At 39.1% G+C, this 23,173-nt stretch carries 13 protein-coding genes; 7 read left to right on the forward strand and 6 right to left on the reverse strand.

The window, feature by feature from the left end:
* Positions 1–30: 30 nt before the first annotated feature.
* Both rpoC and ACLCDL_RS07780 read left to right on the forward strand, forming a co-directional pair.
* Positions 31–4,317, forward strand: a complete 4,287-nt coding sequence (rpoC, locus tag ACLCDL_RS07775) for a DNA-directed RNA polymerase subunit beta' (RefSeq protein ID WP_423147715.1) — start codon at positions 31–33, stop codon at positions 4,315–4,317.
* A 463-nt stretch (positions 4,318–4,780) separates the two neighbouring features.
* Positions 4,781–5,095, forward strand: coding sequence for a DUF3467 domain-containing protein (locus tag ACLCDL_RS07780; RefSeq protein ID WP_423147716.1), 315 nt, complete (start codon positions 4,781–4,783; stop codon positions 5,093–5,095).
* Between the two features lie 15 nt (positions 5,096–5,110).
* On the opposite strand, the gene miaA is transcribed toward ACLCDL_RS07780, so the two are convergent.
* The 6 genes from miaA to ACLCDL_RS07810 all read right to left on the reverse strand — a co-directional run bounded on the left by miaA (position 5,111) and on the right by ACLCDL_RS07810 (position 10,802).
* Positions 5,111–6,019, reverse strand: a complete 909-nt coding sequence (gene miaA, locus ACLCDL_RS07785) for a tRNA (adenosine(37)-N6)-dimethylallyltransferase MiaA (RefSeq protein ID WP_423147717.1) — start codon at positions 6,017–6,019, stop codon at positions 5,111–5,113.
* A gap of 60 nt (positions 6,020–6,079) precedes the next feature.
* Entirely contained in the window at positions 6,080–6,721 is a 642-nt protein-coding gene (locus tag ACLCDL_RS07790; protein WP_423147718.1) for an IS1096 element passenger TnpR family protein, read from the reverse strand.
* 85 nt (positions 6,722–6,806) lie between these two features.
* Positions 6,807–8,219: a CCA tRNA nucleotidyltransferase gene (locus ACLCDL_RS07795; protein ID WP_423147719.1), complete on the reverse strand. Its 1,413-nt coding sequence runs from the start codon at positions 8,217–8,219 to the stop codon at positions 6,807–6,809.
* A gap of 38 nt (positions 8,220–8,257) precedes the next feature.
* On the reverse strand, positions 8,258–8,824 hold the full coding sequence (locus tag ACLCDL_RS07800) for an L-threonylcarbamoyladenylate synthase (protein ID WP_423147720.1): 567 nt from the start codon (positions 8,822–8,824) through the stop codon (positions 8,258–8,260).
* On the reverse strand, positions 8,817–9,938 hold the full coding sequence (locus tag ACLCDL_RS07805; protein WP_423147721.1) for a glycosyltransferase family 4 protein: 1,122 nt from the start codon (positions 9,936–9,938) through the stop codon (positions 8,817–8,819). Before ACLCDL_RS07805 ends, ACLCDL_RS07800 begins: the two co-directional genes overlap by 8 nt.
* A gap of 45 nt (positions 9,939–9,983) precedes the next feature.
* A complete protein-coding gene (locus ACLCDL_RS07810) occupies positions 9,984–10,802 on the reverse strand; it encodes a 2,3,4,5-tetrahydropyridine-2,6-dicarboxylate N-succinyltransferase (RefSeq protein ID WP_423147722.1) in 819 nt (272 codons plus the stop codon).
* 57 nt (positions 10,803–10,859) lie between these two features.
* On the opposite strand from ACLCDL_RS07810, the gene ACLCDL_RS07815 reads away from it, so the two are divergent.
* The 5 genes from ACLCDL_RS07815 to ACLCDL_RS07835 all read left to right on the forward strand — a co-directional run bounded on the left by ACLCDL_RS07815 (position 10,860) and on the right by ACLCDL_RS07835 (position 23,105).
* Positions 10,860–11,267, forward strand: a complete 408-nt coding sequence (locus tag ACLCDL_RS07815) for an RNA-binding S4 domain-containing protein (protein WP_423147723.1) — start codon at positions 10,860–10,862, stop codon at positions 11,265–11,267.
* A 345-nt stretch (positions 11,268–11,612) separates the two neighbouring features.
* Positions 11,613–14,678 carry a SusC/RagA family TonB-linked outer membrane protein gene (locus ACLCDL_RS07820; protein WP_423147724.1) on the forward strand — a complete coding sequence of 1,022 codons (3,066 nt, stop codon included), beginning with the start codon at positions 11,613–11,615 and terminating at the stop codon, positions 14,676–14,678.
* 17 nt (positions 14,679–14,695) lie between these two features.
* Positions 14,696–16,225: a RagB/SusD family nutrient uptake outer membrane protein gene (locus tag ACLCDL_RS07825; RefSeq protein ID WP_423147725.1), complete on the forward strand. Its 1,530-nt coding sequence runs from the start codon at positions 14,696–14,698 to the stop codon at positions 16,223–16,225.
* Between the two features lie 97 nt (positions 16,226–16,322).
* The gene (locus tag ACLCDL_RS07830) at positions 16,323–19,646 is read left to right on the forward strand and encodes a VCBS repeat-containing protein (RefSeq protein ID WP_423147726.1); all 3,324 of its coding nucleotides are present in this window, start codon (positions 16,323–16,325) and stop codon (positions 19,644–19,646) included.
* 204 nt (positions 19,647–19,850) lie between these two features.
* Entirely contained in the window at positions 19,851–23,105 is a 3,255-nt protein-coding gene (locus ACLCDL_RS07835; RefSeq protein ID WP_423147727.1) for a VCBS repeat-containing protein, read from the forward strand.
* Positions 23,106–23,173: the final 68 nt, after the last annotated feature.

Below are 23,173 nucleotides of genomic sequence, written 5' to 3' on the forward strand. Positions count from 1 at the left end.
CAACCTACAACTTACAACTAAAAAAGAGCTATGTCTTACAAAAAGGATAATAAAATCAAAAGTAACTTCACTTCGATTACTATCAGCTTAGCGTCTCCCGAATCTATTCTGGAACGTTCAAGCGGTGAAGTTTTAAAACCAGAAACTATCAATTACCGGACGTATAAGCCGGAACGTGATGGTTTATTCTGTGAGCGTATTTTTGGTCCTGTAAAGGATTACGAATGTCATTGCGGAAAATACAAACGTATCCGTTACAAAGGTATTGTTTGCGATCGTTGCGGTGTTGAAGTAACTGAAAAGAAAGTACGTCGTGAGCGGATGGGACACATCAATCTGGTAGTTCCGGTTGCTCATATCTGGTATTTCCGTTCTCTTCCTAATAAGATTGGTTATTTACTTGGTTTACCAACTAAAAAACTGGATCTTATTATCTATTACGAACGGTACGTAGTTATTCAGCCGGGTATTAAAGAAACAGACGGAATCCAGAAGATGGATTTTCTGACTGAAGAAGAATACCTGGATATATTGGATACTCTTCCAAAAGAAAATCAATATTTAGATGATAAAGATCCTCAGAAATTCATCGCCAAGATGGGTGCTGAAGCGCTTGAAGAATTATTAAAGCGTTTAGACCTGGATCAGCAATCATACGATCTTCGTCACCAGGCAGCTAATGAAACTTCTCAACAACGTAAGAATGAGGCATTAAAACGCCTTCAGGTTGTGGAAGCTTTCCGTGGTGCACGTGAAAATATCGAAAATCAACCTGAGTGGATGATTGTAAAGATTGTTCCTGTAATTCCGCCAGAACTTCGTCCATTAGTGCCGTTAGAAGGTGGCCGTTTTGCTACTTCCGACTTAAACGATTTATATCGCCGTGTAATCATCCGGAATAATCGTTTAAAACGCCTGATCGAAATTAAAGCACCTGAAGTTATTCTTCGTAACGAAAAACGTATGCTTCAGGAAGCTGTTGATTCGTTATTTGATAACTCACGTAAGGTAAATGCGGTTAAAACAGAAGGAAATCGTGCTTTAAAATCACTTTCAGATATTTTGAAAGGAAAACAAGGACGTTTCCGTCAGAACTTATTAGGTAAACGTGTGGATTACTCAGCACGTTCGGTAATTGTTGTAGGCCCGAACCTGAAATTGCATGAATGCGGTTTACCAAAGGATATGGCTGCTGAACTTTTCAAACCATTCATCATTCGCAAGATGATTGAAAGAGGTGTTGTTAAGACAGTAAAATCAGCTAAGAAAATAGTTGATCGTAAAGATCCGATAGTTTGGGATATTCTGGAGAACGTACTAAAAGGACACCCGGTATTGTTAAACCGTGCTCCTACATTACACCGTTTGGGTATTCAGTCATTCCAGCCAAAATTAGTTGAAGGAAAAGCTATTCAGCTGCATCCATTAGTTTGTACAGCGTTCAACGCCGACTTTGACGGTGACCAGATGGCTGTTCACGTGCCACTTGGCAATGCTGCTATTCTGGAAGCTCAATTGTTGATGCTTGCAGCGCATAACATTCTGAACCCGGCAAATGGTACGCCTATTACCGTTCCTTCTCAGGACATGGTACTTGGACTCTATTATATTACCAAAGGCCGTAAAACAGATGAAAGCCGAGTAGTTAAAGGAGAAGGTCAGACTTTTTACTCTGCAGAAGAAGTTATCATTGCTTACAATGAGAAAAAGATCGATCTGCATGCCTTCATAAAAGTGAAAGCAAATGTAAAGGAGAAAGACGGATCTATCGTTAGTAAATTAATTGATACTACAGTAGGCCGGGTACTATTCAACCAGGTAGTTCCGGAAGAGGTAGGTTATATCAACGAGCTTCTAACTAAGAAATCGCTTCGGGATATTATCGGGGAAGTTGTAAAAAATACTGGTATGGCTCGTGCAGCCCAATTCCTGGACGATATTAAGGAGTTAGGATTCCAGATGGCCTTCCGCGGAGGTTTATCATTTAACCTTCAGGATCTTAATATTCCGGATGCGAAACTGAAACTGATTGACCAGGCTTCTAAAGAAGTAGAGGAAGTAATGAATAACTATAACATGGGATTCATTACCAACAACGAACGATACAATCAAATTATCGATATCTGGACTCGTATCAATAACCGCTTAACAGCAAATGTGATGGAAATCCTTTCTACGGATAACCAGGGATTCAACTCTGTTTACATGATGTTGGATTCAGGTGCCCGTGGTTCTAAAGAGCAGATTCGTCAGCTTTGCGGTATGCGGGGATTGATGGCAAAACCTCAGAAATCCGGTTCAGGTGGTGAGATCATTGAGAACCCAATTCTTTCGAACTTTAAAGAAGGTTTGTCGGTATTGGAGTACTTTATCTCTACTCACGGTGCCCGTAAAGGTCTTGCGGATACAGCGTTAAAGACGGCGGACGCAGGTTACTTAACCCGTCGTTTACACGATGTGGCACAGGATATGATTGTTGGTGAAACAGATTGCGGAACTTTAAGAGGTATATACACAACTGCTCTTAAAGATAACGAAGATATCGTTGAGCCATTATATGAACGTATATTGGGCCGTACATCACTTCATGATGTTTATGATCCGTTAACAAATGAGTTATTAGTTGCGGCAAACCAGGATATTGATGAAGAAGTAGCACGTAATATTGAAAATTCACCATTAGAGGGTATTGAAATCCGTTCTGTACTTGCTTGTGAAAGTAAACGAGGTGTTTGTGCATTATGTTACGGACGAAATCTTGCAACTGGTAAACGTGTTCAGGCGGGTGAAGCAGTTGGAGTTATAGCCGCTCAGTCTATCGGTGAGCCGGGTACTCAGTTAACATTGCGTACCTTCCACGTGGGTGGTACCGCGTCAAACATTGCAGCAGAGTCACAAATTAACGCGAAGTTTGAGGGAGTTATCGAATTCGAGAATATCAGAACTGTGCCGTATGAGACAGAAGAAGGTCCGGTAGATGTGGTATTAGGCCGTTCTGGTGAATTCAGGATTATTGAACCATCATCACGTCGTGTTATCATGGCTAATAATATTCCTTACGGATCTTATTTATATGTGAAAGAAGGAGCTACTGTTGCTAAAGGTGATCGTATCTGTAGCTGGGATCCATATAATGCGGTAATCATCTCTGAATTTGGTGGCCGTATAGAGTTTGAGTCTATTATTGAAGGTGTTACTTTCCGTGAAGAGTCAGACGAACAAACAGGACACAGAGAAAAGGTAATTATTGATACCCGGGATAAAACCAAGAATCCTGTTATCCGTATCGTTGATAAGAAAGGTGACTTTGTAAAAGGGTACAATATCCCGGTAGGCGCTCACATTGCGGTAGATGAAGGTATTGAAGTGAAAATGGGAGAGGTAATTGCTAAAATTCCTCGTTCTACAGGTAAAACCAGGGATATTACGGGTGGTCTTCCACGTGTAACTGAATTATTTGAAGCCCGTAATCCATCAAATCCGGCAGTAGTAACAGAAATTGATGGAGTTGTAACACTTGGTGGTGTTAAACGTGGTAACCGTGAAATTTCTATCGAATCAAGAGATGGACAGATTAAGAAGTATCTGGTTCCGCTTTCCAAGCATATCCTTGTACAGGATAACGACTTTGTTAAAGCGGGTATGCCTTTGTCTGACGGATCGATCTCTCCTGCTGATATACTTGCAATTAAAGGCCCTGCAGCTGTTCAGGAATACCTTGTAAATGGTGTACAGGAAGTTTACCGTTTGCAGGGAGTGAAGATCAACGACAAGCATTTTGAAGTAATTGTTCACCAGATGATGCAGAAAGTGAAAATAGAGGATCCAGGAGATACCCGCTTTCTTGAAAATGATGCTGTTGACCGTTGGGACTTCATGCAGGAAAACGATGAAATCTACGATAAGAAAGTTATTACTGATCCTGGAGATTCGACAACCCTTAAAGCCGGACAGATTATATCCGTACGTAAACTTAGAGATGAAAATTCTCTGTTAAAACGTAAAGATATGAAACTTGCTGAGGCCCGTGATGCAATTGCGGCAACTTCAAGTCCGCTTCTGCAAGGTATAACACGTGCTTCATTGGGAACTAAATCATTTATATCTGCAGCTTCCTTCCAGGAAACTACCAAGGTATTAAATGAGGCGGCTATCAGCGGAAAACGTGATAACTTACTTGGATTGAAAGAAAACGTAATTGTTGGTCACCTGATTCCTTCAGGAACTGGTTTACGTAGCTATGAACGTATTATTGTTGGTTCTCAGGAAGAATACGATAGGCTATTAGCTTCTAAACAAGAAGAAGTTGAAGCTTAAGCTCATAAGCTCTTTCAAAAGAAGGAGAAGAATAACACTTAATTGAATGTTATATTTAAAGTCCCCTCAGTAATGAGGGGACTTTTTTCTTTGGTCTGCAAATTGTAAATTAGTATTAAATTATTTCTATACGGCATCTCTGAAAATTCAATGTACCAGATTCTTAAGAATAAGTTTGGAGAAAATGAAGCTGAAAGTTTAGTTGCTTTTGTTAAGGAAGAAGTACAAACGAATTTGAAAGTAACGTTTCTAAATTTGCTTCTAAAGAAGATGTTTTAAGATTGGACAATAGAATTGCAGGGGTAAAAGGCGACTTGCTTAAATCTGTATACATTGTTGGATTAGTTCAATTTCTTGCAATTGTAGGATCTGTTTTAGCTATTTTTAATTTCATGCTTGAGTAAGTTGAAATAAAATAACTTGCAGTCCTCCTATTTCATGAGGACTTTTTTATTTTTACCGTATGGAAGAACAAAATCAGGATCCTAATCAGCTCAATATTGAATTATCGGAAGATGTTGCTGAAGGTATTTATTCAAATCTTGCAATAATTACGCATTCAAATACCGAATTTGTTTTGGATTTTATCCGTGTTATGCCGGGAATACCAAAAGCAAAAGTGAAATCAAGAATTATTCTTACGCCGGAACATGCAAAGCGTTTGTTAAGGGCTATTGAAGATAACGTTGAAAAATTTGAAGCCGTTAATGGGCGAATAAAAATTCAGGAGGAGCAAGGGCTGCCATTGAATTTCGGCGGGCCTACAGCACAGGCATAAATCTTTCTATCAGTATCAGCCTTTTTGTATTTGCTGATTTACATACTCAATTATATTTTTGGTATCGGTGGGTTCAAACCATTGAATTTCAGGGTCCTTTCTGAACCAGGTTAGTTGCCTTTTAGCATATCGCCGTGTATTTTGCTTGATTTTTTCTATAGCTTGCTCAAATGTTAGTTTGTTATCTAAAAAATCAAAAATCTCAGAGTAGCCCACTGTTTGCAAAGAATTGAATGTTTTATAAGCATGCAATCCTTTTACTTCTTCTAATAAACCTTCGTGTATCATCTGGTTTACACGGGCATTAATGCGTTTATAGAGCAGTTCTCTGTTTGTATTTAACCCTATTTTTAAAATATGGAAAGGGCGCTGCTTCCTGAGGCTTTTTCTAAGTGAAGAATAAGTATCTCCGGTACCTATACAGACTTCCAATGCCCTGATAATCCGTTGAGGGTTGTTAATATCTACCTGCTGATAATATACAGGATCTAATTCCTTTAATAGCGATTGAAGAGTTTGAATACCCTCTGTTTGAAAATTCGTATTTAATTTCTCGCGTATATGTGGATCAACCATGGGAAATGAATCAAAACCTTCAGTAATGGCATTAATATATAAACCGGATCCTCCCACAAGTACAGCAATATTTGCTTTTCCGAAAATTTGTTCTAAGAGGACCAGGCCTTTCTGTTCAAAACTTCCAACATTAAACTCCTCGTTAATAGAATGCGAATTAATAAAATGATGTTTTACCTGTAGTAGTTCTTCTGAAGAAGGTTTTGCTGTTCCTATGGTTAACTCACGATAAAACTGTCTTGAATCTGCTGAAATGATCTCGGTGCCAAAGTGCCGGGCAAGTTGTATTGCCAGGGTAGTTTTTCCAATAGCGGTAGGGCCTACTATTGTTATCAGGTACTTCTTCATTTGTTAAAGGTATAAAGAAGTAAAAAGTAAATACTTATAAACGTAAACAAAGACGATTAATTAATAATCGTCTTTGTGATAATCATCTTCAGAATCCGCATGTTCGTTGTCATTGAATTCATCCATAAATTCGTCTTTGTCTTCATCTTCCTCCTGGTCCTCCACATCGGGTACCTCGATACCCAGATCATCCACTGTTTCAAAATCCTCTGTATCTTCAGGTTCAACATCCATCTCATTTAGAAAATCGAAATCTTCTTCTTCGCCGGAATTTGGTGGTGCCTGAATTGCTCCTAATGGTTTAGGGGCCTCTCCAACGGTTTTAATAATGGTGGGATATTCTTTTCCTTTTTCCTCCTCTAATATTTTGATCAGTTCAACATGGAAATCATAGGGCCTGTCGAAGTTATATGTATAATAAAATTTCTGATGCGGATCATCAATGAACCTGCTTAACTTGGTATTACTCATGATTGTTACTCCACGGTCAATTTTTCGTTGAGTGGGAAGAAAAGCGATTTCTTCATTTTTGATCCAGTGATCATTGCTTACATAAAATGAAGAAGATTGTTCGGCGTTGTAACCGGTAGTCCGGTGGATTGCGTAATGAAGATCTTCGAAGGTTTGTGTTGATCTAATATCAATCTCTCGGATTACGTCGTCATAATCTTCAAAAGAAACTCTGAATCTGTAAATGGCCATTATCCTTTTTGTTGGTTTAGATGTGCGAAATAAATAAAAATAGGCGTAACAATAACGTCTTTTAATGTATAAAGTTTAATAAAATTTATAATGGGTTTTTTACCGGAAGAATGTTCATTTCTTCGGCTTTACGAAGCATAAATTCTAAAGCTTCTTCTTTATTATTTTTAATTTCTCCTTCTAAAATAGCCTCTCTGATCTGATTTTTTATTAATCCAACCTCTTTGCCGGGTTTTAAATTAAAAGTATTCATAATATCCTCTCCGCTTACAGGTGGCTGCCAGTTTCGTATTTTGTCGCGTTCTTCTACATCCTTAATTTTCTGTTTAACCAGCTCGAAATTCTCCCGGTACTTTTTTACTTTGTATTCATTTTTAGTAGTTATATCTGCATTGCAAAGCATCATCAGGCTTTCTATGTCTTCGCCTGCATCAAAAAGTAACCTTCGTACGGCTGAATCAGTAACGATATCCTGGGCCAGTACAATGGGCCGAAGATGGAGTTGTACCATCTTCTGAACAAATTTCATTTTATCGTTTAATGGTAGTTTTAACTGCGAAAATATCCGCGGAACCAAACGTGCTCCCTTATCTTCATGGCCATGGAAGGTCCATCCATGGTTTTTTTCAAAACGTTTGGTTGCTGGTTTGGCAATATCGTGCAATATGGCAGCCCAGCGTAACCACAAATCATCCGTATGTTCACAAATGTTATCTAAAACCTGCAATGTGTGGTAGAAGTTGTCTTTATGGCCTTTCCCTTCAATATATTCCACACCCTGAAGATTGGACATCTGCGGGAATATCAGGTGTAAAAGTCCCGTGTCAAAGAGGTATTTAAAACCTACAGAAGGCTTATCGGAAAGGATGATCTTGTTAAGTTCATCTGTGATACGTTCTTTTGAAACAATTCCAATCCGCTCTTTATTTGTCCGGATCGCTTCGAGGGCAAGCGGATCAATAGTGAAATTTAACTGGCTGGCAAAACGGATAGCTCTCATCATCCTTAGCGGATCATCCGAAAAGGTTTCTAAAGGATTAAGCGGAGTGCGTATTAACTTTTTTTCAAGGTCGTGTATTCCATCAAAAGGGTCAATCAGTTCACCAAAGTTTTCCGGATTAATGCCAATAGCCATTGCATTTATTGTGAAGTCACGGCGTTTTTGGTCATCCTCCAGTGTGCCATCTTCTACTATTGGCTTTCTTGATTCCGATCTGTATGATTCCCTGCGTGCACCAACAAACTCTATTTCCAGCTCTTTGTAGCGCAACATAGCGGTTCCAAAGTTCTTAAATACCGAAACAGTGGCATGCAGTTTTTTTGCGGCTTTTTCTGCAAAAGCAATCCCGTTGCCAAGCACAACAAAATCAATATCTTTCGAAGGTCTTTCCAAAAAGAGATCTCTTACATAACCTCCAATGACAAAAACTTTCGTTCCTGTTTCTTCAGTTATTGCAGATAGCTTTTTAAATACAGGATGCTGCAGGGATTCTTTCATTGTTGCTGGGCCTATTCAACTCGTTGCAAAAATAACAATTAGCGCCTGATGAAGACAAAACTGCCATCAACTTCTAATTTCAGGATAGTGGAAGCCTTCTTTTCTGTAAGATCATCCTGATCAATGTTTACCACATAATCTACGCCAGATAAAATTTTAGCATCTATTTCCGCAAAATTAGTCGGAGATTTTTGCCCGCTGATGTTAGCTGAAGTTGAAATAATCGGTTTACGGAACCGTTGTATAAGCTGTTTGCAAAAATCATGCTTAACAATTCTTATTCCAATACTGCCATCGAGGTGAATAGCATTTGGGGCAAGGTTTTTTGCATTTGAATAAATGATTGTCAAGGGGTTCTCGGCATATTCAATCAGATCATAAGCTATTGGAGGAACCTCTTTAACATAACTTTCCAATTTGTTTTCGCTGTCTAACAAAGTTATCAGGCTTTTGGATGCATCTCTGCCCTTAAGTTCAAAAATCCTGTTTATGGCTTCCTCGTTAGTTGCATCGCAGCCAATTCCCCAAATCGTATCTGTGGGATAAAGAATAATTCCACCAGATTGCAGAACTTTAAGTGTATTATCGATTTCTTCTTTAAGCATTATTAACTGTCTGAATATAAAGATCCATTAACTGCCTGGAAATTCTTTCATCAGAAAAATTTTCAAGATGAATTTTACCATTTTGAATAGTTTTCCGTTTTTTTTCCGGATGATTGAGAATTGAGTTGATGAAAAAGGCCAATTGTATTTCGTCTTTCGGATGTACATAACAAGTATCAGGGCCCCCTGCTTCTTCCAGGCAGGATCCTGTAGCCGCTATCACAGGGATTTCTGAATGCAGTGCTTCAATAACCGGAATTCCAAAGCCCTCGTACTCTGAAGGATAGATAAACATTTCGGCTTGCTGATATATATGTGGAAGATCCTCAAGGGGCACGCGGCTCAGAAAATGCACACGTGAGCTCAGTTTGTGTGACCTTAAATATTGTTTTACCGATGCAGCATAATCTGTTTGTTTTCCAATAACCACTAAATGTACATCATCAGGAACTGATTTTAATGCTTTTGCAATCAGGAGGAGGTTTTTTCGTTTTTCTATTGTTCCTACATTCAGGATGTATTTTGAAGGCAAATTATATTGTTTTCTTACGGCATTTTTTTCAGTTTCGGTGCTTTTTTGCCGGAAAACCGGATGACAACTTTGAAAAATAACTTCAATACGTTTTTCCGGCACCTTGAAAAAGGTTATAAGGTCTTCTTTGGTTTTTTCGCTTACTGCAATAATTTTAGTTGCATTCTGACAGGCATAATTCACTTTCCACTCGTAAATTTTCCGGTCAATAAATTTATAGTACTCAGGATAGCGAAGAAAAATTAAGTCGTGAATAGTTACAACAGAAGGAATTTTTGCCCTTTTTAACCCTGCCGGTATCTCGTTGCTAAGGCCATGATACAAGTCGATTTGATCTTTCTTTAAGTCCTTAACCATTCCGAAAGTCCTCCAGATAGCAGGAGCGTAAAGCCGCTCAGGACTTTTATAATAAACGGATTTATTTTCAGCAAACCTAAGACCGGCAGCGGCTTTCTTAGACGAGTAGATGAAATAGGAGTTTTGAGGAAAATTACAGGCCATTAAATTCAACACATACCTGCTGTAATTTCCAAGGCCTGTAAAATTTTGTATTATTCGTTTCCCGTCATAACCAATAAGCATCTTTGTCTGAAGTAAAGTACCTGAATAAATTAGCTCAATGGTGGCTTAAACCGAAACGTTATGCTCTCTCAAAGCATCATTAAGCGAGGTTTTCTTATCTGTCGATTCTTTTCGCTGGCCAATAATTAAGGCACAGGGTACGTGATATTCTCCTGCAGCAAATTTTTTAGGGTAAGAACCCGGAATTACAACCGAACGTGCAGGAACCACACCTTTATATTCTATTGGTTCAGGCCCTGTTACATCAATAATTTTGGTTGAAGCTGTCAAAACAACATTTGCTCCCAAAACCGCTTCATGCTCTACCCGTACACCTTCTACAACAATAGCCCTCGAACCAAGAAAACAGTTATCTTCGATAATAACCGGGGCAGCTTGTACGGGTTCTAACACTCCGCCAAGACCAACACCACCGCTTAAGTGCACGTTTTTTCCTACCTGTGCGCAAGAGCCAACAGTGGCCCAGGTATCAACCATAGTTCCTTCATCAACATAAGCGCCTATATTTACATAAGAAGGCATCATGATTACTCCTTTTGCTAAATAAGCGCCGTAACGTGCACTTGCCTGCGGAACTACCCGTACACCAAGTTGTTTATAGTTGGTTTTTAGTTTCATTTTATCGTGAAAAACAAAAGGGCCAACTTCGGTAACCTTCATTTCGCGTATTGGGAAATATAAAATTACTGCTTTCTTTATCCAGTCGTTTACGTGCCAGCGGTTGACAATTTGTTCAGCTACACGCAGTTCGCCTTTATCGAGCAGTTCAATGATAGTTTCAATTGCGTCTCTATATTCTTTAAAATTAAGAAGATTACGGTCTTCCCATGCTTCTTCAATAAGTTTACGTAATTCAGTTGCCATTAATTGTATAATTTTTAACAAAGTAAATGTTTTTTCAGGATTTTTGTTTAGTACTATATGAGCGAAAAAGAAAAATTAAGAATTGATAAATATTTATGGGCGATCCGCATTTTTAAAACCCGGACGTTGGCGAGTGAAGCGTGCAGGGCAGGAAGGGTTAAAACAGGCGGGCAGAATATAAAGCCATCGCATGAAGTAAAGCTGAATGAGATTTACAACATCTCGAAAGGTATTGAACGAAAAGTAATAAAAGTGACAGGTTTGCTGGGGAACAGGGTAGATGCTAAAACTGCGGTAAACTTTTATGAGGATTTAACTCCTGCAGAAGAAACGCCGCGATTTAAGTCCTTATTTCATGCCCCTGTATTAAAAAGAGATCGAGGCACCGGCAGGCCTACTAAAAAGGACCGTCGTGAGATTGATGAACTGACAGATGATTTTTTTGTTGAAGGGGAAGAAGATTAACTCATTAGGAACTGATAGCATAAATTTTTTTAAAAAAATTAGGTAAATTACTTTTTGTTTATAAATTTGTTTTGGGAACGTTCCCGATCTGCCTGTAACCAATTATTAAATATAGAATGAATGACAAGTAAGAACTCTTAAAACTTCTTAAATTGCTTTAATAGTATAAATTACGGTGAAGCGGGAGAAAGAGAAATACTATGCAAGTTCAAACAGAAGTAGCAGTGAAAATGGATTTTCACTGGATTTAATTAAAAAAATAATTTTATAACAATTATGATTAATAATTGTTATAATTACATATAACTGTTACAACTTTAACTAACCCTTTACAAACTAATCATTATGCATTTTAAACATGTACTCTCCCTGAGTTTGTCTATTATGCTTTTTATTCTGGTTGTGCCTGCATGGGCGCAAAACAAGGTAATCAGCGGAAAAGTTACAGACTCGCAAGATGGAACGCCATTGGTAGGTGTTTCTGTAAAAGCTAAAGGAACAACCAATGGTACCGGCACAGGTGCCGACGGATCCTTTAGCCTCTCGGTTCCCGAATCTACCACTACCTTAGTATTTACTTATATTGGTTATAATACCAAAGAAGTAAGTATTGCAGGAAAAACAACAGTAAATGTAACACTGGAAGCAGCAAAAACCACCCTTAACGAAGTGGTGGTAGTAGGTTATGGTAGTCAGCGAAAAGCCGACGTAACCGGTGCAACAGCTTCGGTAAGTGCAAAAGATCTGAATGCCGGAGTTGTAAATAACCCTCTGCAGGCAATTCAGGGAAAGGTGGCAGGTTTAAATATCGTTTCGCAGGGAGGTGACCCAACCAGTAATCGTCCGGCTATTCGCTTAAGAGGAACTTCTTCTCTTAGCGCTAACAGTGAACCTTTAGTTGTAGTTGATGGAGTTGCCGGGGCCAGCTTAAACAGTGTGGCTCCTGAAGATATTGAAAAGATAGACGTGTTGAAAGATGCATCTTCAGCCGCGATTTATGGTTCAAGAGGTGCAAATGGGGTTATTATGGTAACAACTAAGCGTGGTAAGGCGGGTAAGACTACAGTGGAGTTGAATAGTTATGTGGGAATAGAGCAAGTGTCCAATTCTTTACCTTTTCTAAGTCCTGACGAGTATGTATCCAAATTACGTGAGTTAAATCTGGATGTTTCAGCAAATGATTACGGAGCAAGAACTAATTGGTTTGATGCGATCACCCGTGATGCGGTAAGTAACAATCAGAGTATAGCTGTTTCGGGTGGCACCGAAAATTTCAATTACCGAGGTTCTGTAGTATATTTGAATCAACCTGGTATTGCACTTAATTCTGGTATGGACCGGTTAAACGGCCGCTTAAATTTAGTTCAAAAAGCATTTAATGATAAACTGGAAATCCAGTTACTTTTATCTCAACAGCAATCTAACAGGAAATACGTAGATTATTTTGCTTTTTTACTAGCAGGAAGAATTAATCCAACTTTTCCAGTATATAACGATGCCGGAACTTATTTGCAGCCGGGAGTTGCAGGTTTTGATCAATTTAATGGAAACAGTATTCCGGGTGGATTTGAGATTGAAAACCCTGTTGCAAGAATGCAGCAGTTAACCAATGGCTCCAAAGACAAAGAAAGTCTGGGCAATTTAAAAGTATTTTTAACACCTGTTAAGGGTTTGAAATTAGGTGCAAATGCATCAATTAATAGCTTTAACAGTAATTACGGTTTTTTCCGTCCAAGTTCATGGAAGGCAAATAGTAACAATATTTCTTACGGTTCAAGGTCCGAACGAGAGGTTACTGACAGGTTGCTGGAGCTAACCGCTCAATATGCGCAACAGGCAGGAAAGCATAATTTTGATATTCTGGGTGGCTATACTTATCAGAAATTGTCAAATGAAGGCTTTAATGCTGGTAACAGTAATTTCCCCGATGTTTTTGGCAACAACAATATCGGAGCAGGTAATGCTAACTCCGATGGTTCTACAAACAGGGAAGTTGGATCCTATAAATCAGAAGCAATTTTAATAGGCTTTATTGGTCGTTTAAATTATTCTTATAACGACAAATACTTGCTAACGGCAAATATCCGTCGTGACGGATCTTCTCGTTTCGGTGCCAATAATCGCTGGGGATGGTTCCCTTCTGTTTCTGCAGGATGGCGTATAAAACAGGAAGGATTTATGAAAAATGTCAATTTCATAGATGATTTGAAGCTTCGTGTGGGTTACGGAATTACAGGAAACCAGGAAGGTATTTATGATTATGCCTCTCAGTTATTGTATGGTCCTAACGGTTCTTATTTTACTAATGGAGGGTTCCAGACTGCATATCAATATAGCCAGAACGCCAATCCTGATTTGAAATGGGAAACTTCGGCGATGACGAATATCGGTTTAGATTTTAGTCTGTTTAAGAGCAGGCTTAACGGTTCACTGGAATTTTATAATAAAGATACCAGAGATCTGTTATTTGATTATGGTATTGCGATCGGTTCTACATACGGGGCAGATAATCTGACGGCGGTTTCAAATAGTATATTAGCCAATGTTGGAAAAATTAACAATAAAGGAGTGGAACTTGCTTTGGATTACCTTGCAGTAGACAAAGAGAACTTTCAATGGAGAACAAGTGTAAATGTAGCACACAATAAGAATGAAGTAGTTTCTTTGAGTTCTGGTATCTTCTCCTACGATCCTTCTTCACCCAGAACGTACGGTACATTTGGTAGTGGACAGGGGGGGATTGCCGCACCAGTTGTGTTGCAACCTGGCCACCCTGTCGGACAATTCTATGGCCCTAAATTCTTAGGATTCGGTACTAACGATGACGGATCTCCAAAATATATCTGGCAGGATTTTGGCGGAGGTGGTAATGATCCTTTTGGTAAGGATCGTACTTATCTGGGAAGCGCACAGCCAAAAGCAGTATTTTCATGGGGAAATAGCTTTACATACAAACGCTTTGATCTTAATTTCTTATTAAGAGGTGCTGTTGGACATAAGATCGTTAATGGCCCGTATATTTATTCAGCTAATCCGAATCGGTTCCCTGGTAATAATGCTATTAGTGATGCCTTTTCTACAGGAATCCCGGCAGGATTATCTCCTGCATTTTCTGACATGTGGGTGGAAAAAGGTGATTTTGTCCGTTTAGATAATTTCCGTTTGTCTTATCGCTTGCCAAAATTTGCTAAGTATCTAACTAATGCCCAAGTGTATGTAGCTGGAAATAATACATTCGTTATTACAAAATATCGTGGTATAGATCCTGAACCCAGACTTGGTTCCTCACGCGATATATATGGAAGTCTGGATGCCAATGCGGTAAGTACCAATCTTTCACCAGGTATCGAACCAATCACTTATTATCCAAAAACTCGTTCGTTCACACTGGGGGTTTCGCTAACTTTTTAAAGCCAAATGAAATTGATATGAAAATATTTAATTATAATAAAATAATAATTGCCGGCTCCATTGCTTTTTTGTTAGCAGGGGTACAGGCGTGTACCGATTTGGAACCGGAGGTTTTTGATCGTGCAGAAGGAAGTAAGTTTCCCAAAAACGAAGCTGAATTATTATCTACTGTAGGGGCTACTTATGGACAATTAAGAGGCTATTATGATCCGGTTACTGTATTGAACGAAGCTACTTCGGATGAGATGGTAGTGCCGACACGAGGCCCAGACTGGTATGACAATGCTTCATGGCAGCAAATGGCCCGCCATAACTGGACACCTGTATCGCCGGGACAAATTAACGGATCCTGGGAGTGGGCATATCAGGTTATTGCAAAAGCAAATATTAATATTACTGCAATAAATGCCAGCAGCCTTGAAATTCAGGGAAAAGAAACTATTCTTTCTGAATTGAGAATGTTGAGAGCCTTTGCATACTTTACTTTACTTGATATGTTTGGCAATGTTCCGATTCTAACAGAAAGCTCTCCGGCAGGAAATCCAACCCAATCAGATCGTGCTGCCGTATATGCTTTTATTGAAAAAGAAATAACAGAAGCTCTTCCTAATCTAAGGGATGAAAAAGGAGCAGCCACTTACAGTCGTTTTACGAAGGGAGCAGCTAATACATTACTTGCAAAACTTTATTTGAATGCTGAAGTATATACAGGTACTCCAAAATGGCAGGAGGCATCAGCGGCTGCAGATGCTGTTATAAATTCTGCGGCAGGTTATGGTTTAAATCCTGATTATCTGTCGAATTTTGCAGTAGCGAATGGTAGTAACACGAATACGTATGCTGAAAATATTTTAGTTATACCTTATGATAAAGTTTTAGCTACCGGAATGAACTGGCAAATGAGAACATTGCATTATGCTCAGGGAGGAGTTTATCAGTTATCAGGTAATCCGTGGAACGGCTTTTCTACCCGAGCTGATTTTTATAATTCTTACTCAGACAATGATCTCCGTAAGGCAATGTGGTTAGAAGGCCCTCAGAAAGATAACGCCGGTAACATCATTACCTTTACCGATGCGGTTGATAACAAGTCAAAACAATTAATCTTTACTCCGCAAATTACCTCTCTTGAAAAGGCTTTTGGTAACGAAGGAGTTCGGAATGTTAAATACGAAGTACAGCGTAACAATACACGTAGCGACCAGGATAACGACTTTGCTCTTTTCAGGTTTTCGGATGTCCTTTTGATGAAAGCAGAAGCAGAACTTCGTCTCGGACATACAGGACCTGCGCTTACCGAAATAAATAAAGTTCGAGCACGTGCAAAAGTTGCTAACCTTACCAGCTTAACGTTAGATGATATTCTTGCAGAACGAGGCAGAGAACTTGCATGGGAAGGCTGGCGCAGGAATGACCTTATTCGTTTTGGCAAATGGGAAAGTTCATGGGAATTTAAGAATAACAGCGAAACATTCAGAAGATTATTCCCTATACCTTCACAACAATTATCTAACAACCCTAATTTGAAGCAAAACCCGGGGTATTAATTAAAATTTTGTTTAAAACTTATTATTTAAAGAAAGCAAGTTCTTGTAACTTGCTTTCTCTTTAATACATGCTTTCAATAATTAGCTCAGCTTCTTAATGTTATCAGGAAAAATACAAGTTTCACTTACTGTTATTGCTATTCTGGTATGTATCATATCCTGTAAAAACAAGGGTAATAGGGAAACTTTGTTTAAAGATTTACCGGCATCTGAAACAGGGGTATCTTTCATAAATAAAGTAGAAAGCACTCCTGAAATGAATATTTTCAGTTACCGGAATTTTTATAACGGAGCCGGTGTTGCCATTGGGGATGTAAATAATGATGGTTTACCTGATCTGTATTTATCCTCTAACATGGATAAAAACCATCTTTACCTCAACAAGGGAAGTCTAAAATTTGAAGATATTACAAAAGAAGCCGGTGTAGAAGGTAAACAGGCTTGGAGTACGGGAGTGACAATGGCTGATGTGAACGGTGATGGACTGCTGGATATATATGTCTGTAATTCAGGGGATGTGAGTGGTGATAACAGGAAAAACGAACTCTTCCTTAACAAAGGAATTTCAAAAAATGGTGTACCGGTATTTACAGAAATGGCTGCAGCGTATGGTCTTGATGACAAGGGATATTCTACCCATGCCGCTTTTTTTGATTATGACAGGGATGGAGATTTGGACGTTTACCTGCTTAACAATAGTTCGTACCCTGCAAACCGATTAGGATATGCCAATATCAGGAACAAACGTGATGAACTTGGCGGCGACAAATTGCTCCGGAATGATGGAGAAAAGTTTACAGATGTAAGTGCCTCAGCGGGTATTTACGGCAGCTTAATTGGCTTTGGTCTTGGAATAACTATCGGCGATGTAAATAACGATAACTGGCCTGATATTTTTATTTCCAATGATTTTTATGAACGGGATTATTTATACATCAATAATCATAACGGAACTTTCACGGAATCAGGCAAAGACTTTATGCAGCACGAAAGCCTTTCATCTATGGGGGCTGATATTGCTGACCTGAATAACGACGGTAACTTGGATATTTTTGTTACCGATATGCTTCCCGGTAATGATATCCGCTTAAAAAGGACTTCACAATTTGAAAGCTATGAACTGGCACAGCTTAAACTATCCAATGATTTTCATAAGCAATACATGCAGAATATGCTCCATTTAAACAATGGAGACAATACATTTAGTGAAGTGGCCAGGCTGGCAGGAGTTCAAGCAACAGACTGGAGCTGGGGAGCGCTATTGTTTGATATGGATAATGACGGCATGAAAGATATTTTTGTCGCGAACGGAATATATAAAGATATCACAGACCTGGATTTTGTTAACTTTTTGGGCAATGAAGAAACATTGCGTCAGGCGGCAATGGGTGGAGGCTACAATTATAACAAAGAGCTAATTGCCAAAATGAGTTCTACCCCTGTTCCCAATTATGCTTTTAAAAATTTAGGCAATCTCAAGTTCGAAAACAACGCTGAAAAGTGGGGGCTTGGTGAACCTGGATTTTCAAATGGAGCGGCGTACGGAGATTTAGACAATGATGGCGATCTTGATCTGGTTGTAAATAATGTAAATATGCCCGTTTCCATTTATAAAAATCAGGCCACTGAAGAACTAAAGAACCATTTTTTACGGGTAAAACTCAAGGGAAATGCAAAAAACCGTGACGGTATAGGAGCTAAAGTATCCATACATCAGCAAGGAGAAAGTAACATTCTGCAGCAAATGCCCAATCGTGGTTTTGAATCTTCCGTTGATCTTACTTTAGTATTTGGATTGGGAAAGCAAGCCAAAATTGATTCCCTTACAGTTTTGTGGCCAGACGATAAGATACAGGTTTTGAAAGACATTCAGGCAGATAAAGAGATTGTTCTGGATTACAGGAACGCAAAAAATAAATTCTACGATAAAAAAATACCCCTTGAAAAGCCTTTTATCGATTTAACCCGTTCATCAAAATTAAATTATACACATCACGAAAGCAATTTTGTGGATTACAACCGCGATGCATTATTAAAACAAATGCTATCTACTCAAGGCCCTGCCCTCGCAACAGGCGACTTAAATGGGGACGGGTTGGAGGATGTTTACGTGGGAGGTGCTGCCGGAGGAGAAAAAAAATTATTTATTCAGCAGAAAAACGGAACTTTTTCAGATAAATCTCCGGCAGTCTTTGCAGAAGATATTGCTTCTGAAGACGTAGACGCACTGTTTTTTGACGCTGATAAGGATAAAGACCTTGATTTATTTGTAGTGACGGGAAGCAATGAGTTTCTTTCTGGCGACCCCCGGCTGCTCGACAGGTTATATATTAACGATGGAAGAGGTAATTTCTCAAAAGATAATCGGTTGCCCAATATCGCCGAGAACGGAGCTTGTGTAAGTGCGGCAGATTTTGACCAGGATGGTGACCTGGACCTGTTTATCGGAAGCAGGATGATTTCGGGCAGTTATGGCTATAACCCTGCCAGTTATTTATATATTAATGACGGTACCGGAAATTTTAAGAATTACACAAAGCGGTATCTTGAGCAAAATGAACCGGGAATGATAACCGACGCTCTCTGGGAAGATCTGAATGGCGATAAATATCCTGAACTCATCGTTGTAGGTGACTGGATGCCGGTAACAATTTTTAAAAATAATCGGGGAAAAAGTTTAAATCCTATAACAATTCCTCATTCAGCCGGATGGTGGAACCGGATTAAAGCGGCGGATATTGATAATGACGGCGATATAGACTTTGTACTTGGAAACCAGGGAAGGAATAGCCGTATCACTGCCACAGAAAACAAACCCGCAGAATTGGTTACAGGCGACTTTGATAAGAACGGCACTGTAGAACAAATTATTTTATGTTATACAGAGGATGGTAAAAGTTACCCGATGGTATTGAAACAGGACTTGCAAAAGCAGGTTCCATCAATAAAAAAGAAATTTTTAAAATATTCAGACTTTGCAGGTAAAACGTTGCCGGATATCTTCTCTGAAGACGAGCTGAAAGATGCGGTGGTAAAGAAATCAACAAATCCAAATTCATCACTGCTGCTCAACAACGGAAAATTAAATTTCAGCCTGATTGCTCTTCCTCTTGAAGCGCAGTTTTCTCCGGTTTTTGGAATTGAGGTATTTGATTATAATCGCGATGGAAAATCAGATATCATGCTAACCGGTAACTTTTTTGATGTGTTGCCCGAGCTTGGCGAATACGATGCAAATTATGGGTTAATTTTGCAGGGAAAAGGGAATCATCGGTTTGAGGTATTGCCTTCCGCTAAGTCAGGACTTTTTGTAAAAGGACAGGTTAGGCACTCAAATTTGATTAAGGATGCAAAAGGAAATATACTGATAATCCTTGCAAAAAATAACGACAAGCTACAGGTAGTTAGCTTTAAAAAATAAATGCCAGAAGAAAAAGGGCTTTCAAAATTCAGAAATATAGTGACTGTATTACATCTCTTAAAACAAATTCCAAAAACTTCCTTTCGACATCTACTCACACTAATTATGTGTGCTGTATTATTTTATGGCTGTAAGCGGGATAAACGAAGTTCAGAACAACCTCTTTTTAGTCTCATTGACTCAGCCAAAACAAATATTTCGTTTGTGAATAAAGTAGAGGATAAGGAAAATTTTAATATTCTGGATTATTTGTATTTCTATAACGGCGCAGGAGTAGCATCAGGCGACGTAAATAACGATGGTAAGCCGGACTTGTTCTTTGTATCAAACCAGGGTAAAAATAGATTGTACCTGAATCAGGGAAACCTGAAGTTTAAAGATGTGTCAAAAGAAGCGGGAATTGAAGGGTTTTCTGACTGGAAGACAGGTGTAACCATGGTTGATATAAATGGAGATGGCTGGCTGGATATTTATGTGTGTGCAGTAGGAAATTATAAAGGACTTGAAGGTGCAAATGAGCTTTATATAAACAATGGCAAGCAGGCGGATGGAAGTGTAAGTTTTACGGAGAAAGCTGCCGATTATGGGCTTGACTTTACAGGTTTTGCCACTCAGGCAGCGTTTTTCGATTACGATCAGGACGGAGATCTTGACGTTTATCTGCTTAATCATGCAGTTCATACTTCACGGAGTTATGATAAAGTGAACGCTCGCAATTTGCGTAACAATGAAGCGGGAGACTACCTGTTTGAAAACCAGTTAATTTCTAGTGGGAAGCAGAATAAAGAAGCTATCAGGTTTAAAGACGTTAGTCAGAAAGCCGGAATATATGGAGCCGCAATGGGTTACGGACTTGGAATTGTAATAACAGATATTAACCAGGATGGTTGGGATGATATTTATGTAACCAATGATTTTCATGAGGACGATTATTGCTATATAAACAACGGTAATGGCACGTTTACCGAAAGTGTAAAGCAGTATTTCAAGCATTTAAGCCGCTTTTCAATGGGTTGCGATGCAGCGGATATGAACAACGACGGTTATCCGGATGTCATGACACTGGATATGTACTCGGATGATGAAAAAGTGGAAAAAGTATCAACAGGCGAAGATCCCCTGGATATTTATTTATACAAACTCCAGTTTGGTTATTATAACCAGTATAGCCGTAATTGCCTTCAGTTAAATTTATCAGGTAAAAAGTTTTCAGATGTAGCTTTAATGGCCGGCGTTGCTGCTACAGACTGGAGCTGGGCTCCTCTTTTAGCTGATTACGATAACGACGGGATCAAAGACATTTTCATCTCCAACGGTATTGTTAAAAGGCCCAATGATCTGGATTATATAAAATTCGCTACAACTGATTCCATGTATCATGCACCGCAGATATCTCAGGCTTTAAAGCACAAAGCAATTGCAATGATGCCGGAAGGGAAGGTTCATAATTATTTCTTTAAAGGAAGTTCAAACCTTCAGTTTCAGGACAAATCATTGGACTGGGGTTTTGCAGATGCGAACATTTCAAACGGAGCAACCTATGCAGACCTGGATAATGACGGAGACCTGGATCTGGTAACAAACAATATCAACGAACAGGCGGGTGTGTACCTGAATAACAGCGAAAAGCTTCAGAAGAACGGGTATCTGAAAATACATTTGAAGGGAGACAGGCTAAATACTTTTGGTATTGGAGCGAAAGTTTTTCTGAAGAGTAAGGGCGCAATACAAATGCAGCAGGTAAACCCTGTGCGTGGCTTTTTATCTTCTGTAGAGCCTGTGCTCACTTTTGGGTTAGGAAAGCAAACTACCGTAGATTCAGTAATTGTTATTTGGCCCGGACAAAAAGTTGAAGTGAGAACAAAGATTGAAGCAAATTCGGTAATCACATTCAACGAGCACGATGCTACTGATAAAAACGGGTTTTTAAAGAATAATGTGCTTCCACAGCAATCACCGCTGTTTGAAGAGATCACGGATAAGCTGGATATTAAGTATAAACATGCGGAAAATAATTACCTGGATTTTTACCGGGAGAGTTTAATACCTTTCGTCTTGTCAACTGAGGGGCCAAAAATAGCCGTGGGAGATGTGAATGGTGATGGCCTGGATGATTTTTTTGCAGGAGGCGCAAAGTGGCAGTCTGGGAAATTATTTATACAGAAATCTAATGGACAATTTGATTCCACAAACCAGGCTTTATTTCAGGCAGATTCTACCTATGAAGACGTAGACGCAGTTTTTTTTGATGCAGATAACGATAAGGACCTGGATTTGTATGTAGTATCGGGCGGAAACGAATTTTATGGAAACATGAAGGAACAGTTCGACCGCTTGTATTTGAATGACGGGAAAGGCAATTTTTCAAAAAGCTTAACTCTTCCGCCTATGTATGATAATAAAAGTTGTGTGAGGCCTGCGGATTTTGATCAGGATGGAGATATTGATTTATTTGTAGGCGGCAGGGTAGTAGGATATAAATATGGGGAAATTCCCAGATCGTATCTTTTAATAAATGATGGAAAGGGGAAGTTTAGTGATCATACTCAGAAGGTAGGTTCGTCTGTAAGAAACGCTGGTTTAGTAACCGATGCAGTATGGTCAGATTACGATAAAGACGGGGATCTGGATTTGCTGGTTACAGCCGATTGGGCTTCTGTTAAGGTATTTGAAAATAATAAGGGGCATTTTACCGATGTAACAGATCAAAGCGGTTTGGCGGGACTCTCCGGATTCTGGCAAACAATACAAGCAGGGGATTTTGATCAGGATGGTGATATGGATTTTATTGCGGGGAATCTTGGTACCAATACAAAGTTCAGGAAAGGGGATCATTCTGCAGTGCGAATGTATGTGAAGGATTTTGACGGAAACGGAGTTACCGATCAGGTGCTGGCCTACAGCCGGGCTGATAATTGGTATCCTGTTGTTTCAAAAGATGAACTGGGTAAGCAAATGCCTATGATAAATAAAAAGTTTACCAATTACAGGCAATATGCAGGTAAAACTATAGACGAGATTTTTACTGGTGAACAGCTGGAAGGGGCTATAATCCGAGAGGTAAATAAATTTGAATCGGTTTTGATAGAGAATAAGGGAAATAAAAAGTTTGTTGTACACAATTTACCAAAGGAAGCTCAGGTATCAAAAATATTTTCTTTCCTTACAGATGATTTTAATGGAGACGGTTTCCCGGATGTTCTTATTGGCGGTAATTTTTATGGAGTAAGTACGTACCAGGGAAGATACGATGCAAGCTACGGATTAATGCTTGCAGGAACAGGGAAAGGAACGTTTAAATCTGTACTGCCAACCGACTGCGGATTTTTGCTTGATGGTGAAGTTCGGGACATAAAACAATTAAAAACAAGTGAAGGTACAATTATTCTCGTAGCCCGAAATAATAGCCCTCTGCAAGTATTTCGTACAATGAAAAACAAGCCGATTCAGAAAAGATAGTGGAACGTATTCGGACTAAAGGTGCTGTCAATTCAGTTGATAGGCTTGCTTACTATTTTAAAAATCAG

It is taken from the genome of Rubrilithobacter danxiaensis, from assembly GCF_047272945.1.
GTDB lineage: Bacteria > Bacteroidota > Bacteroidia > Sphingobacteriales > Sphingobacteriaceae > Rubrolithibacter > Rubrolithibacter danxiaensis.

Coding starts and splice junctions, on each gene's coding strand:
- ACLCDL_RS07815 (WP_423147723.1), top strand. CDS start 10,860: ATGAGCGAAAAAGAAAAATTAAGAATTGATAAATATTTATGGGCGATC.
- miaA (WP_423147717.1), bottom strand. CDS start 6,019: ATGAAGAAGTACCTGATAACAATAGTAGGCCCTACCGCTATTGGAAAA.
- ACLCDL_RS07805 (WP_423147721.1), bottom strand. CDS start 9,938: ATGCTTATTGGTTATGACGGGAAACGAATAATACAAAATTTTACAGGC.
- rpoC (WP_423147715.1), top strand. CDS start 31: ATGTCTTACAAAAAGGATAATAAAATCAAAAGTAACTTCACTTCGATT.
- ACLCDL_RS07820 (WP_423147724.1), top strand. CDS start 11,613: ATGCATTTTAAACATGTACTCTCCCTGAGTTTGTCTATTATGCTTTTT.
- ACLCDL_RS07825 (WP_423147725.1), top strand. CDS start 14,696: ATGAAAATATTTAATTATAATAAAATAATAATTGCCGGCTCCATTGCT.
- ACLCDL_RS07780 (WP_423147716.1), top strand. CDS start 4,781: ATGGAAGAACAAAATCAGGATCCTAATCAGCTCAATATTGAATTATCG.
- ACLCDL_RS07790 (WP_423147718.1), bottom strand. CDS start 6,721: ATGGCCATTTACAGATTCAGAGTTTCTTTTGAAGATTATGACGACGTA.
- ACLCDL_RS07795 (WP_423147719.1), bottom strand. CDS start 8,219: ATGAAAGAATCCCTGCAGCATCCTGTATTTAAAAAGCTATCTGCAATA.
- ACLCDL_RS07800 (WP_423147720.1), bottom strand. CDS start 8,824: ATGCTTAAAGAAGAAATCGATAATACACTTAAAGTTCTGCAATCTGGT.
- ACLCDL_RS07810 (WP_423147722.1), bottom strand. CDS start 10,802: ATGGCAACTGAATTACGTAAACTTATTGAAGAAGCATGGGAAGACCGT.
- ACLCDL_RS07830 (WP_423147726.1), top strand. CDS start 16,323: ATGTTATCAGGAAAAATACAAGTTTCACTTACTGTTATTGCTATTCTG.